We start from the raw sequence: 14123 nt of genomic DNA on the forward strand, positions 1-14123 counted from the left end.
GGCGCGGAGGCCGGTGATCGACCCGTACGAGGATCCGGGCCGCCCGGACGACCGCGGCCCGGCCCGGTATCTGTGGTGGCTGGTGCGCAGCCAGCGGGGCCGGTCCGCCGCGGGGGCCCTGCTGGGCTGTGTGTCGCTGGCGGTGCCGGCGCTGGTGCCGTATCTGCTGTCCCGGGCGATCGACGACGGTCTGGAGCCCGGCGACGGGGCGGCGCTCGCCGGATGGTCCGGCGCGGTGCTGGCGGCGGGCGCGCTGCACGCCTGGCTGAACATCATGCGGCACCGCACCATGACCCGGATCCGGATGGACGCCAACTTCCGCACGGTGAAGGCGGTGGTCGGGCAGGCGGTGCGGCTCGGTGCCGCGCTGCCCCGGCAGGTCACGGCCGGTGAGGTGGTGACCATCGGGGTGGGCGATGTGCAGACGATCAGCCAGTCGCTGACCGTGGTCGGGCCGGGTGTCGGCGCGCTCGCGGCGTACGCGCTGGTGGCCGGGCTGCTGCTGGCCGTGTCGCCGCTGCTGGCGGCGGTGGTGCTGCTGGGCGTACCGGTCATCGGCATGCTGGCCGGACCTCTGATGGGGCGTCTGCTGAGCGTCGAGACCGCCTACCGGGAGCGGCAGCAGGTGCTGACCGCGCGGATCGGGGACCTGGCGGGCGGGCTGCGGGTGCTGGGCGGCCTGGGCGGCAAGGAGCTGGTCGGGGAGGCGTTCCGGCGGGACTCGCGGCGGCTGCGCGACGAGGGGTACCGGGTGGGCGCGGTCACCAGCTGGATCCAGGCGCTGGGCCTCGGGCTGCCGACGGTGTTCCTGGCGGTGGTCACCTGGCTCGCGGCACGGCTGGTCGCCCAGGGGGAGATCTCGGTCGGGGAGCTGGTGTCCGTGTACGGCTATGTGGCGGTGCTGGTGGTGCCGGTGGCGTACTTCCTGGAGTTCGGCAACCAGGTCAGCCGGGGGCTGGTGGCGGCCGGCCGGGTGGTGCGGTTCCTGCGCCTTGAGCCGCCGGCGGACGAGGGCGCGTACGACGCCCCGGCGGAGCCGTCCGTGCTGCACGACCCGGAGTCGGGGGTGCGGGTGCTGCCGGGGCGGCTGACGGCGCTGGTCGCGGCCCGGCCCGCCGACGCGGCGGCCGTCGTGGACCGGCTGGGCCGGTACGCGCCCTCGGAGGCGACCTGGGGCGGGGTGCGGCTCGACGAGATCCCGCTGGACCGGGTGCGCGAGCGGATCCTCGTCGCCGACCCGGAGGCCGACCTGTTCGCGGGCACCCTGCGCGAGGTGGTGTGCGGGCGCCGGGAGCGGGACGAGGCGGCGATCGCGCGGGCGGTGCACGCGGCGGTGGCCGACGACATCGTGCGGGGCCTGCCGGGCGGGCTCGACGGCCGGATCGACGCGCAGGGCCGCAATCTCTCCGGCGGACAGCGGCAACGCGTCCGGCTGGTCCGGGCGTTGCTGGCCGACGCCGAGGTGCTGCTCGCCGTGGAACCGACGTCCGCGCTGGACGCGCACACGGAGGCCGCGGTCGCGCAGCGGCTGCGGGAGGCACGGAAGGGCCGTACGACGGTCGTGACCACCACCTCACCGCTGCTGCTGGACCAGGCGGACCTCGTGTACTACCTCGCCGACGGCAAGGTCGCGTCCAGCGGCACCCACCAGGGCCTGCTGGCCTACGAGCCGGGCTACCGCGAGCTGGTGGCCCGGGAGACGGACACGGACGCCGAGGAGGCACGCCGATGAGCGACACGGCACAGGCCGGGCTGCCCGTCGCCGAGCCGCCGCAGGTGCGGCGGGCCATGACGGCGCTGGTGCGGGCCGACGGGCGGGGGTTCGCCGGGGTCCTGGCACTCAACGCGCTGGCCGCCGCCGTCGGCCTGGCCGGACCCTGGCTGCTGGGCCGGATCGTCGACGAGGTGCGCGGCGGCGCCGGGACGGGGGTGGTGGACCGGCTGGCGATGGCCATCGTGGCGTGCGCGCTGGCGCAGCTGCTGCTCGCCCGCTGGGCGCGGTACGCGGGCCACCGGTTCGGGGAGCGCACGCTGGCCCGGATCCGGGAGGGCTTCGTCGACCGCGCCCTGTCCCTGCCCGCCTCCGTGGTGGAGCGGGCCGGCACCGGTGACCTCACCGCCCGCGGCACCGCCGACGTCACCACGGTCGGCACCACCCTGCGCGACGCCGGTCCCGAGCTGCTCATCGCCTCCCTCCAGGCGCTGTTCCTGGTCGGCGCGGTCGTCGCGCTCGACCCGCTGCTCGGCCTGTGCGCCCTGCTGGGCCTGGCCGTCATCTGGTTCCCGACCCGCTGGTATCTGCGCCGGGCCCGCGCCGCCTATCTCGCCGAGGGCGCGGCCACCTCCGCCGTCGCGGAGATCCTGGCCGCCACCGCGGCCGGCGCCCGCACGGTCGAGGCGTTCGGGCTCCAGCGGCGCCGGATCGCCGCCTCCCGGGACGCGATCGCCGAGGCCCGCCGCACCCGGCTGCGCACCCTGACCCTGCGCACCGGCTTCTTCGTGCCGGTGGACTTCTCGTACGTCGTCCCCGTGGTCGCCGTGCTGGTGACCGGGGGCGCGCTGCACGCGCGGGGCGCGGTGAGTCTCGGCGCGGTGGTGGCGGCGACGCTGTATCTGCGGCAGCTGACCGAGCCGCTGGACCAGATCCTCGTACGGGTCGAGCAGTTGCAGAGCAGCAACGCCTCGTTCGCCCGGGTGGAGGGCCTGGCGGCGGCCCCGCAGGCGGCCCCGGCCGACTGCCCCGACCCGGCGGACGACCGGATCGACGTCACCGGGGTGCGCTACGCCTACGACCGCGGCGGCGAGGTGCTGCGCGGCGTCGATCTGACGGTCCGGCCCGGGGAGCGGCTGGCGGTGGTCGGCCCGTCCGGCGCGGGCAAGTCCACCCTGAGCCGGCTGCTGGCGGGCGTCGACGCGCCGACCGAGGGCGCGGTGACGGTGGGCGGGGTGCCGGTCGCCGCGCTGGGCCCGGAGCGGCTGCGGCGGCAGGTCGTCCTCGTCACCCAGGAGCACCATGTCTTCCTGGGCACGGTCCGCGACAACCTCCGCATCGCCGAACCGAGCGCCGGGGACACCGAGTTGTGGGCGGCTCTGACCGCCGTCGGCGCCGACGGCTGGGTGCGGGAGCTGCCGGACGGGCTGGACACCGAGCTGGGGCCGGCGGCGCACCGCACCGACGGCTCGCAGGCGCAGCAACTGGCCCTGGCCCGGGTGGTGCTGGCCGACCCGCACACGCTGATCCTGGACGAGGCGACCGCACTGCTCGACCCGGCCACGGCCCGGCACACCGAGCGCGCCCTGGCCGCCGTGCTGGAGGGGCGTACGGTCATCGCGATCGCGCACCGGCTGCACACCGCGCACGACGCGGACCGGGTGGCCGTGATGGAGGGCGGGCGGATCGCCGAACTCGGCACGCACGAGGAGCTGGTGGCGGCGGGCGGGGCGTACGCGCGGCTGTGGCGGACGTGGCACGGGGAGACCGGCTCCTGAGCGATCGGGCCCATGCGGCGGCCCGTACAGCGATCGGGCCGTACAGCGATCGGCCCCCCACAGCGATCCGTCCGTATATCGAACGTGAACTCCCGGACAACGAACGATTTCCGGCCAACTTTCTGACGCGCTCCTGACAGAACCGGCGCGGTGCTGCCACTCTTCCCACGGCCGCCTCACAGCAACCCCACAGACCAGTCCGCCGCTGTGGCGCGGCGCAGCTCCACGCACGCCCGGACGGCCCACCCGCCGCCCGGTCTCCCCTGGCCGCGCGACCCGCGGCCGCGCAGAAGGAGTCAGTGTTGAGCAGCAGTCCCTCTCACAGACGCACCTCCCACACCCCCCGCCGCCGGGCAGCGGCCGTCGCGCTGGTCGGCGTCGCCGCCCTCGTCGCCGCCGCCGTGCAGTCCGGTGCCGCGACCGCCGCCCCGGAGAAGGCACCGTCGGCGTCGGCCCAGGCGGACCCGGGCGCCCTGCCCAAGAAGCTCACCCCCGCCCAGCGCGCCGAGCTGATACGCGAGGCCGACGCCGCCAAGGCCGAGACGGCCAGGGAACTCGGCCTCGGCGCCAAGGAGAAGCTGGTCGTCCGGGACGTCACCCAGGACCGGGACGGCACCGTGCACACCCGCTACGAGCGCACCTACGACGGCCTGCCCGTCCTCGGCGGCGACCTGGTCGTGAAGACGGCGAAGGACGGTGAGACCGAGGGCATCGTGCGGGCCACCCGGTCCGCCATCAAGCCGGCCTCCCTCAAGCCGGCCATCGCCGCCGAGCGCGCCGAGCGGCAGGCGCTGGCCGCCGCGAAGGCGGAGGACGCCAAGAGCCCGGACGTCGACCGTGCCCCGCGCAAGGTGATCTGGGCCGCGAACGGCACCCCGACGCTCGCCTGGGAGACCGTCGTCGGCGGCCTCCAGCACGACGGCACCCCGCAGGAGCTGCACGTCGTCACCGACGCCGCCACCGGCGAGAAGCTGTTCGAGTGGGAGGCCGTCCACAACGGCACCGGCCACACGGTGTACAGCGGCACGGTCCCGCTCACCACCACCCAGTCGGGCTCGACGTACAACCTCACCGACGGCGCCCGCGGCGGCCACAAGACGTACAACCTGAACCGCGGCACGTCCGGCACCGGCACGCTGTTCTCCGGCTCCGACGACGTGTGGGGCAACGGCAGCCCGTCCAACCTGGAGTCGGCCGCCGCCGACGCCCACTACGGGGCCGCGCTGACCTGGGACTACTACAAGAACGTGCACGGCCGCAACGGCATCCGCGGCGACGGCGTCGGCGCCTACTCGCGGGTCCACTACGGCAACAACTACGTCAACGCGTTCTGGTCGGACAGCTGCTTCTGCATGACGTACGGCGACGGCTCCGGCAACGCCAACCCGCTCGTCTCGATCGACGTGGCCGCGCACGAGATGACGCACGGTCTGACGTCGGCGACCGCGAAGCTCGTCTACAGCGGCGAGTCCGGCGGTCTGAACGAGGCGACCTCCGACATCCTCGGCGCGGCCGTCGAGTTCGCCGCGAACAACTCCTCCGACGTCGGTGACTACCTCATCGGCGAGGAGATCAACATCAACGGCGACGGCACCCCGCTGCGCTACATGGACAAGCCCAGCAAGGACGGCGCGTCGAAGGACAACTGGTACTCCGGTATCGGCTCCATCGACGTGCACTACTCCTCCGGCCCCGCGAACCACTTCTTCTACCTGCTGAGCGAGGGCAGCGGCGCCAAGGTCATCAACGGCGTCAGCTACAACTCGCCCACCGCGGACGGCCTTCCGGTGACCGGCATCGGCCGCGCCAAGGCGGAGCAGATCTGGTTCAAGGCGCTCACCACCAAGTTCACCTCGACCACCAACTACGCGGGCGCCCGCACCGGCACCCTGGCGGTCGCCGGTGAGCTGTACGGCACCACCAGCGCCGAGTACAAGGCGGTGCAGGACGCGTGGGCCGGCGTCGCGGTCGGGTCCCGCTCCGGCGGCGGCGGTGGCGGCACGTCGTTCGAGAACACCGCCGACGTGGCGATCCCGGACCGCGGTGCCGCGGTCACCTCGCCGATCACCGTCACCGGCCGCACCGGCAACGCGCCGAGCAACCTCCAGGTCGCGGTGGACATCGTGCACACCTACATCGGTGACCTCCAGGTGCAGCTGGTCGCGCCCGACGGCACGGCCTACACGCTGAAGGCGTACGGCACCGGCGGCAGCGCGGACAACATCAACACCACGTACACGGTGAACGCCTCCTCCGAGGTCGCCAACGGCACCTGGCTGCTGCGGGTCCAGGACAACGCGGCCGTCGACACCGGGTACATCAACAGCTGGAAGCTGACCTTCCCGTAAACCGGGTCGCGCGGCGCGGGCGTCGCTCCGGGGCAACTCCCCCGGGGTGGCGCCCCTTTCGCGTACCCGCTTTACCTTCCCGAAACGTTTTCTTGGGAGTTGGTTTTCGGCCAACATCACTTCAGGGTCCTGACATGTACGCACCACCGATGTCACCCTTCCCTCACCTGCCGCACAACTTCCCAAGCAACCCCCCACTCAAGGAGTTTGTGTGATCCCCACGCACCGCCTCTACGCGCGTCACAAGCGCACCACCCTGGCGCTGGCCACCGCCGTCGCCGCCGGAGCCCTCCTCACCACCGGCCTCTCCACCGGCTCCGCCACCGCCCAGGACTCCTCCGGCGCCCCGGCCGCCCGCGCCGCCACCCCGCTCGCCCTCTCCCCCGCCACCCGCACGGCCCTGATCCGCCAGGCCGACGCCGCCACCGAGCGGACCGCCGACGAGATAGGCCTCGGCGCGAAGGAGAAGCTGGTCGTCCGCGACGTCGTCAAGGACGCCGACGGCAGCCTCCACACCCGCTACGAGCGCACCTACGCCGGTCTGCCCGTCCTCGGCGGCGACCTCGTCGTGCACGAGAGCCCGAGCGGGAAGACCGAGGGCGTCACCAAGGCGACCAAGGCGAGGATCGCCGTCGCCGACCTCTCCCCGGAGATCACGAAGTCCGCGGCCGAGACCCAGGCCGTCAAGCGCGCCAAGGCCCTCGGCGGGACGAAGTCCGACGCGGCGAAGGCCCCCCGCAAGGTGATCTGGGCGGCCGACGGCAAGCCCGTTCTCGCCTACGAGACGGTCGTCGGCGGCTTCCAGGAGGACGGCACGCCGAACGAGCTGCACGTCATCACGGACGCGGCCACCGGAAAGAAGCTGTACGAGTACCAGGGCATCGAGACCGGCACCGGCAAGGGCCTCTACAACGGCACCGTCACCCTCGGCACCTACCTGTCGGGCTCGACGTACCAGCTCTACGACCCCTCCCGCGGCGGCCACAAGACGTACAACAAGGCCCGCAGCACCAGCGGCTCGGCCGGCACGCTGTTCACCGACGCCGACGACACCTGGGGCACCGGCACCGCCTCCAGCTCCTCCACCGACCAGACGGCCGCCGTCGACGCGGCCTACGGCGCCCAGACGACCTGGGACTACTACAAGAACACCTTCGGCCGCAACGGCATCAAGAACGACGGCAAGGCCGCGTACTCCCGTGTCCACTACGGCAACGCGTACGTCAACGCCTTCTGGTCCGACAGCTGCTTCTGCATGACGTACGGCGACGGCGAGGGCAACACCAAGCCGCTCACCTCGCTCGACGTGGCGGCCCACGAGATGACCCACGGCGTCACCTCGAACACGGCCGGGCTCAACTACTCCGGCGAGTCCGGCGGCCTGAACGAGGCCACCTCCGACATCTTCGGCACGGCGGTGGAGTTCTACGCGAACAACGCCTCCGACCCCGGTGACTACCTCATCGGCGAGAAGATCGACATCAACGGCGACGGCACCCCGCTGCGCTACATGGACAAGCCCAGCAAGGACGGCGCCTCGGCGGACTACTGGTCCTCCAGCCTCGGCGGCCTGGACGTCCACTACTCCTCGGGCCCGGCGAACCACTTCTTCTACCTGCTGAGCGAGGGCAGCGGCGCCAAGACCGTCAACGGCGTCAGCTACAACTCCCCGACCTACAACGGCTCCACGGTCACCGGCATCGGCCGCGCCAAGGCGGCGGCGATCTGGTACAAGGCGCTCACCGAGTACATGACGTCGACCACCAACTACAAGGGCGCCCGTACGGCGACCCTGAGCGCGGCGTCGGCGCTGTACGGCGCCTCCAGCACCGAGTACAAGGCGGTGGCGGCGGCCTGGACGGCCGTCAACGTCAGCTGACCCCGGCGTGATCGGCGGCACCCGGCGGGAAGGCGACGCCGGGTGCCGCCCTAGTCTGGGGCGCATGTCTCAAGGGGAGTTCACGTACGAGGACGTCGGCGGCACCCGCGAGCCGGGATTCTGCCCGCCCGGCTTCCACCCCCTGCACGTCCGCACCCGCCTCGGCGAGGGCGAGGCGGTCTTCCGCCGGGCCGCCGAGGCGGTGTGCACCTGGGAGATGCACCGGGCGATGGGCGTCGGCATCGACGCGAGCGCCGACCGCGCCGCGCCCGGAGTCGACGTCACCGTCACCCTCGCGGGGGTCGTCAAGGCGCCCTGCCGGATCGTCTGGACGGTCGACGAACCCCGCCGCGCCGGCTGGGCGTACGGCACCCTGACCGGCCACCCCGAGTGCGGCGAGGAGTCCTTCGTCGTCGACCGCACCGGCGACGGCACGGTCTGGCTGACCATCTCCGCCTTCAGCCGAGCCGCCAGCTGGTACGCGAAGGCCGGCGGCCCGGCCACGAGGGGCCTGCAGCACGCGTACGCGAAGCGTTGCGGCGTGGTGCTGCGCAGGCTGTGCGCGGAGTCGGCGTGACGGAGTCGGCGGCTCCGCAGCCTGGGGGCTGCCGCCCCCAGACCCCCGCTTCGGCCTGAACGGCCTCGTCCTCAATCGCCGGACGGGCTGGACGGTGCCGGCGTCACCTCATCAGCACCCCCGCCGCCTCCCGCACCTCGTCCGTCGGCACCGCCAGCACCCCCAGCTCCGCGCCCGACGCCAGCAGCCGATGGGCCGGGAGGATGCGGACCGTATAGCCGAACGGGCCGGTGCGGTCCAGGGAGAGCGGGCCCTCGTAGACCCAGCGGCCCTCCATGTCGGGGCCGCCGGCCGGTTTCAGCGGGACGGCCGAGGCGTCGGTGATGCGGTCCTCGGAGTCGACGCGGCCGGACACCGCCTGCACCTCCACGTCGTCGGGGGCGAGGTCGCCCAGGCCGACGCGGACCCGCAGGGTGAGGGTGGTGCCGAGTTCGGCGGTGGCCGCGGTCGCCGAGGTCTCGACGTGGTCGACCGTCACCCCGTGCCAGGCGGACCGCACCCGGGCCTTCCACTCGGCGAGGTCCCGCGCGGAGTCCGGGTCCATGGCGCGATGGGCGTGGGCGGCGGGGACGTACAGGCGCTCCACGTACTCCCGGACCATCCGGCCCGCCAGCACCTTCGGGCCGAGCAGGGTGAGCGTCTGGCGGACCATCTCGATCCACCGGTCGGGCAGCCCGCCCTGGCCGCGCTCGTAGAAGCGCGGAGTGATCCGCTGCTCCAGCAGGTCGTACAGGGCGGCGGCCTCGATGTCGTCACGGCGGTCCGGGTCGGTGCCGTGGCCGTCGGCGGTGGGGATCGCCCAGCCGAAGTCCGGCTGGAACCACTCGTCCCACCAGCCGTCCAGGACGGAGAGGTTGAGGCAGCCGTTGAGCGCCGCCTTCATACCGCTGGTGCCGCAGGCCTCCAGCGGGCGCAGGGGGTTGTTCAGCCAGATGTCGCAGCCGGGGTAGAGCTTCTGCGCCATCGCCATGCCGTAGTCGGGGAGGAAGACGATCCGGTGGCGGACGCGCGGGTCGTCGGCGAAGCGCACCAGCTCCTGGATCAGCCGCTTGCCGCCGTCGTCCGCCGGGTGCGCCTTGCCCGCCACGACGATCTGCACCGGCCGCTCGGGGTGCAGCAGCAGCTCCATCAGCCGGTCGCGGTCGCGCAGCATCAGGGTCAGGCGTTTGTACGACGGGACGCGCCGCGCGAAGCCGATGGTCAGGACCTCCGGGTCGAGCACGCCGTCGATCCAGCCCAGCTCCGCCGTCCCGGCCCCGCGCTGCCGCCAGGCCGTGCGCAGCCGCTCCCGCACCTCCTGCACCAGCTGTTCGCGCAAGGACCGGCGCAGCTCCCAGATGTCCTGGTCGGGGATGTCGGCGACCGCGTCCCAGCGGTCCGAGCCGCCGATCGTCAGCGCGTCCTCGGTGCGCTGGGCGCCGATCTGCCGGGCGCCGAGCCGGAACACCTCCGGGGCGACCCAGGTCGGGGCGTGCACCCCGTTGGTGACGGAGGTGATCGGCACCTCCTCGGGGTCGAATCCCGGCCACAGCCCGGAGAACATCTCCCGGCTGACCCTGCCGTGCAGCAGGGAGACCCCGTTGGCGCGCTGGGCGAGCCGCAGGCCCATCACCGCCATGTTGAACAGGTTGGGCTCGCCGCCGGGGTAGCTCTCCATGCCGAGCTGGAGGACGCGCTGCACGTCGATGGCGGGCAGCTCGGCGTCGGGGCCGAAGTGGCGGGCGACCAGCTCCCGGTCGAAGCGGTCGATACCGGCCGGGACGGGCGTGTGGGTGGTGAAGACGGTGCCCGCCCGCACCGCTTCCAGCGCCGAGTCGAACTCCAGCCCGTTCGCGCAGAGTTCGGCGATCCGCTCCAGGCCCAGGAAGCCCGCGTGTCCCTCGTTGGTGTGGAAGACCTCGGGCTCGGGGTGGCCGGTGAGCCGGCAGTACGTGCGCACCGCCCGCACCCCTCCTATGCCGAGCAGCATCTCCTGGAGCAGCCGGTGCTCGCTGCCGCCGCCGTAGAGCCGGTCGGTGACGCCGCGCTCGCCGTGGTCGTTCTCCTCGACGTCCGAGTCGAGCAGCAGCAGTGGCACCCGGCCCACTTGGGCCAGCCAGATCCGGGCGCGCAGCGAGCGGCCGCCGGGCAGGGCCAGGGTGACCTGGGCGGGGGTGCCGTCGGGCTCCTTCAGCAGGGCCAGCGGCAGCTCGTTGGGATCGAGGACCGGGTAGTGCTCCTGCTGCCAGCCGTCGCGGGAGAGGGTCTGGCGGAAGTAGCCGTGCCGGTAGAGCAGGCCGACCCCGATCAGCGGCACGCCGAGGTCGCTGGCCGCCTTGAGGTGGTCGCCGGCGAGGATGCCGAGGCCGCCGGAGTACTGGGGCAGGGCGGCGGTGATGCCGAACTCGGGGGAGAAGTAGGCGACGGCGGCGGGGAGTTCGCCGGACTGGGTCTGGTACCAGCGGTCGCCGGTGACGTAGTCGTGCAGATCGTCGGCGACCGTGGTCAGCCGGCGCAGGAAGCGGCGGTCCTCGGCCAGCTCGGCGAGCCGGGCGGGCGGCACGCTGCCCAGCAGCCGGACCGGGTCGCCGCCCGAGGCGGCCCAGCGGTCGGGGTCGACGGACTGGAACAGGTCGCGCGTCTCCGCGTGCCAGGACCAGCGCAGGTTGCGCGCCAGGTCGCTCAGCGGCCGGAGGGATTCGGGGAGAACGGGACGGACGGTGAATCGACGGATCGCCTTCACGGTTCCACCTTGTCGCTGCGGTGACGGACGCGGTGTGCGTTGTTGCCGTTGTGGAGGGTGCTGCCGTTCTGGATGGCGTTGTCCTTCTCGACGGTGTTGTCGCTGTCGACGGTAGTGGCTACCCGGCCGCGTCGTGGGCGACTCGTGGTGCGCCGTCCCACTCCCCTCTGTTGCGTCACCCTCGCCCCGCGCCGGCCGATATGGCCGATTCCGCCCCCGTAGGCCACCTTGTGGGGCTTCACACCGCACGAGAGGCTGCCCAGTGGCGGACCGGCCGACACGCCGGTGCGCCCGAGTGGAGGAGGGGAACTCGAAGCCATGGCACGGACGCGAACACGACGTCTGCGCCGGGCGGGGGGCCTGACCGCGGTGCTCTGCGCCACGGTGTTTTCGGCCACCACCCTGCCCGCGCAGGCGGCACCGGAGGGTCGCATAGTCGGGGCCGGTGAACCCGGCTCCGTCAGCGGCAGTTACGTGGTGACGCTGAAGGGGGGAACGCGCGCTCCGTCGGCGGCGGGACAGGACGTCGCCGAGAAGTACGGGGCGCGCATCAGCCACACGTACGGCACGGTCCTCAACGGCTACGCCGTACGGGCGAGCGAGAGACAGGCACGCCGGCTCGCGGCCGACCCGCGGGTCGCCTCGGTCGTCCAGGACACCCGCGTGGTCGTCGACCACACCCAGAAGAACCCGCCGTCGTGGGGCCTGGACCGGATCGACCAGCGCAACCTTCCGCTGGACCGCAGTTACACCTGGCCGGAGTCGGCGGGCGCCGGAGTCACGGTGTACGTCATCGACACCGGCATCCGCGTCACGCACAAGGACTTCGGCGGCCGGGCGCGGTACGGCTGGGACTTCGTCGGCGGTGACGCCACCGCCTCCGACGGCAACGGCCACGGCACCCATGTGGCGGCCACGGTCGCCGGCACCGCGTACGGCGTCGCCAAGAAGGCGAAGGTCGTCGCCGTCCGGGTGCTGGACAACGCCGGTGCCGGCACGACCGCGCAGGTCATCGCGGGCATCGACTGGGTGACCAGGAACGCCCGCAAACCGGCCGTCGCCAACGTCAGCCTGGGCGGCGTCCGCAACACCCAACTGGACGCCGCCGTACGCAACTCCATCGCCGCCGGGGTGACGTACACCGTCGCGGCCGGCAACGACGGACTTCCGGCCAGTCTCTACTCGCCGGCGGGGGTCCGGCAGGCCATCACCGTCGGCGCCACCGGACAGCGGGACGCCCGCGCGTCCTTCTCCAATTACGGCACCGCACTCGACCTGTTCGCCCCCGGGGTCGCCATCACCTCGGCGGCCCGCACGAGCGACACCGCGAAGGCCACGTACTCCGGTACGTCCATGGCGTCCCCGCATGTCGCGGGCGCGGCGGCGCTCTATCTCGCCGACCGTCCGAAGGCCACGCCGGCGCAGGTCTCGCAGGCGCTGACGGCGGGCGCGGCGACCGGAAAGGTCTCCGGCCGGGGGCTCGGCTCACCGGACAAACTTCTTCAGGTACCGCGGTCTTAGTGGCACAGTCCGGCCACCGGCCCCGTCCGACTCGGATGGGGCCGGTCTTGTGTGTAGACATACGCGTGAGTAGTTAACAAAGTGCCGGATTGCCCACCCGAACAGTGTGGGAAGGCTCCAGCGGTACACCTCACAGGCACCTCAACGCAGAACCCACCTCCCCACAGCAATCCGCCCACCCACGTTGACGCGGACAGGAGCGGTGATGCCCGCCACGCACCACTCGTCAGCACCCCCGACGCCCCGTACCGAAGCACCCCCCGTACGCCCCGCCGACGGCGGCCCGCCGGCCCCGGAGCCATCCTCCGGGGGCGCCGAAGTCACCGCCGTCGGACGCATACCGGTCCTCGACGTCCGCCCGGTCGTCCAGCACGGCCGCCGCCCCGCCAAGGCGGTGACCGGCGAGTCCTTCGAGATCTCGGCCACCGTGTTCCGCGAGGGCCATGACGCGGTCGCCGCCAATGTCGTGCTGCACGATCCCAAGGGCCGGCCAGGCCCCTGGACGCCGATGCGCGAACTCGCCCCCGGCACCGACCGCTGGGGCGCCACCGTCACGGCGGGCGCGCCGGGCCGCTGGACCTACACGGTCGAGGCCTGGTCCGATCCCGTCACCACCTGGCGGCACCACGCCCGGATCAAGATCCCGGCCGGGATCGACACCGGCCTCGTCCTGGAGGAGGGCGCACGGCTGTACGAGCGGGCGGCCGCCGACATGCCCGGCCGGGAGCGCGATCTGGTGCTCGCCGCCGTCGACGCCCTGCGCGACGAGGCCCGTCCGGCCGCCGTCCGGCTGGCGGCGGCGCTGACGCCGGAGGTGGAGGCGGCGCTCGGGCGGTATCCGCTGCGGGAGTTGGTCACCGCGTCCGACCCGCTGCCGCTGCTGGTGGAGCGGGAGCGGGCGCTGTACGGCTCCTGGTACGAGTTCTTCCCGCGCTCGGAGGGAACCGCGGAGCGCCCGCACGGCACCTTCCGCACCGCGGCACGACGGCTTCCGGCCATCGCGGAGATGGGCTTCGACGTCGTCTACCTGCCTCCGATCCATCCGATCGGGACGACCTTCCGGAAGGGTCCGAACAACACCTTGTCGGCGGGTCCGGAGGACGTGGGGGTGCCCTGGGCGATCGGTTCGCCGGAGGGCGGGCACGACGCCGTGCACCCGGACCTGGGCACGATCGAGGACTTCGACTGGTTCGTCGCGCAGGCCCACGGCCATGGCCTGGAGATCGCGCTGGACTTCGCGTTGCAGTGCTCGCCGGACCACCCCTGGGTGCACAAGCACCCGGAGTGGTTCCACCACCGCCCGGACGGCTCGATCGCGTACGCGGAGAACCCGCCGAAGAAGTACCAGGACATCTACCCCATCGCCTTCGACCGGGACATGGACGGCCTGGTCGCCGAGACCGTACGGATCCTGCGGTTCTGGATGGACCACGGCGTGCGCATCTTCCGCGTGGACAACCCGCACACCAAGCCGGTCGTCTTCTGGGAGCGCGTGATCGGGCAGGTCAACCGCACCGACCCGGACGTGATCTTCCTGGCCGAGGCGTTCACCCGCCCGGCGATGATGCACACCCTGGCCCAGATCGG

9 protein-coding genes are annotated in these 14123 nt (G+C 72.9%); 7 read left to right on the forward strand and 2 right to left on the reverse strand.

Going from position 1 to position 14123, the window contains the following annotated elements:
* Positions 1 to 13: 13 nt before the first annotated feature.
* From ACZ42A_RS22675 to ACZ42A_RS22695, 5 genes are all read left to right on the forward strand, one after another.
* A complete protein-coding gene (locus ACZ42A_RS22675; RefSeq protein ID WP_468529051.1) occupies positions 14 to 1732 on the forward strand; it encodes an ABC transporter transmembrane domain-containing protein in 1719 nt (572 codons plus the stop codon).
* The gene (locus tag ACZ42A_RS22680) at positions 1729 to 3489 is read left to right on the forward strand and encodes an ABC transporter ATP-binding protein (RefSeq protein WP_468529052.1); all 1761 of its coding nucleotides are present in this window, start codon (positions 1729 to 1731) and stop codon (positions 3487 to 3489) included. Before ACZ42A_RS22675 ends, ACZ42A_RS22680 begins: the two co-directional genes overlap by 4 nt.
* 302 nt (positions 3490 to 3791) lie before the next feature.
* Positions 3792 to 5837, forward strand: a complete 2046-nt coding sequence (locus ACZ42A_RS22685; RefSeq protein WP_468529053.1) for a M4 family metallopeptidase — start codon at positions 3792 to 3794, stop codon at positions 5835 to 5837.
* 211 nt (positions 5838 to 6048) lie between these two features.
* A complete protein-coding gene (locus ACZ42A_RS22690; protein WP_468529054.1) occupies positions 6049 to 7716 on the forward strand; it encodes a M4 family metallopeptidase in 1668 nt (555 codons plus the stop codon).
* A gap of 64 nt (positions 7717 to 7780) precedes the next feature.
* Positions 7781 to 8293, forward strand: a complete 513-nt coding sequence (locus tag ACZ42A_RS22695) for a DUF1990 family protein (RefSeq protein WP_468529055.1) — start codon at positions 7781 to 7783, stop codon at positions 8291 to 8293.
* A 103-nt stretch (positions 8294 to 8396) separates the two neighbouring features.
* Here the strand turns inward: ACZ42A_RS22695 and ACZ42A_RS22700 are convergent, their stop codons facing one another.
* Together ACZ42A_RS22700 and ACZ42A_RS22705 are read right to left on the reverse strand one after the other, a co-directional pair.
* On the reverse strand, positions 8397 to 11015 hold the full coding sequence (locus tag ACZ42A_RS22700) for a glycosyltransferase family 1 protein (RefSeq protein ID WP_468529056.1): 2619 nt from the start codon (positions 11013 to 11015) through the stop codon (positions 8397 to 8399).
* Positions 11012 to 11176, reverse strand: coding sequence for a hypothetical protein (locus ACZ42A_RS22705; protein ID WP_468529057.1), 165 nt, complete (start codon positions 11174 to 11176; stop codon positions 11012 to 11014). The genes ACZ42A_RS22700 and ACZ42A_RS22705 overlap by 4 nt, the downstream gene beginning before the upstream one ends.
* Before the next feature lie 157 nt (positions 11177 to 11333).
* On the opposite strand from ACZ42A_RS22705, the gene ACZ42A_RS22710 reads away from it, so the two are divergent.
* Both ACZ42A_RS22710 and ACZ42A_RS22715 read left to right on the forward strand, forming a co-directional pair.
* Positions 11334 to 12536: a S8 family peptidase gene (locus ACZ42A_RS22710; protein WP_468529058.1), complete on the forward strand. Its 1203-nt coding sequence runs from the start codon at positions 11334 to 11336 to the stop codon at positions 12534 to 12536.
* 205 nt (positions 12537 to 12741) lie between these two features.
* Positions 12742 to 14123, forward strand: a 1382-nt coding sequence (locus ACZ42A_RS22715; RefSeq protein WP_468529059.1) for a maltotransferase domain-containing protein, incomplete at its 3' end; no start/stop codon positions are given.

Source organism: Streptomyces sp. NPDC030838 (assembly GCF_055572035.1).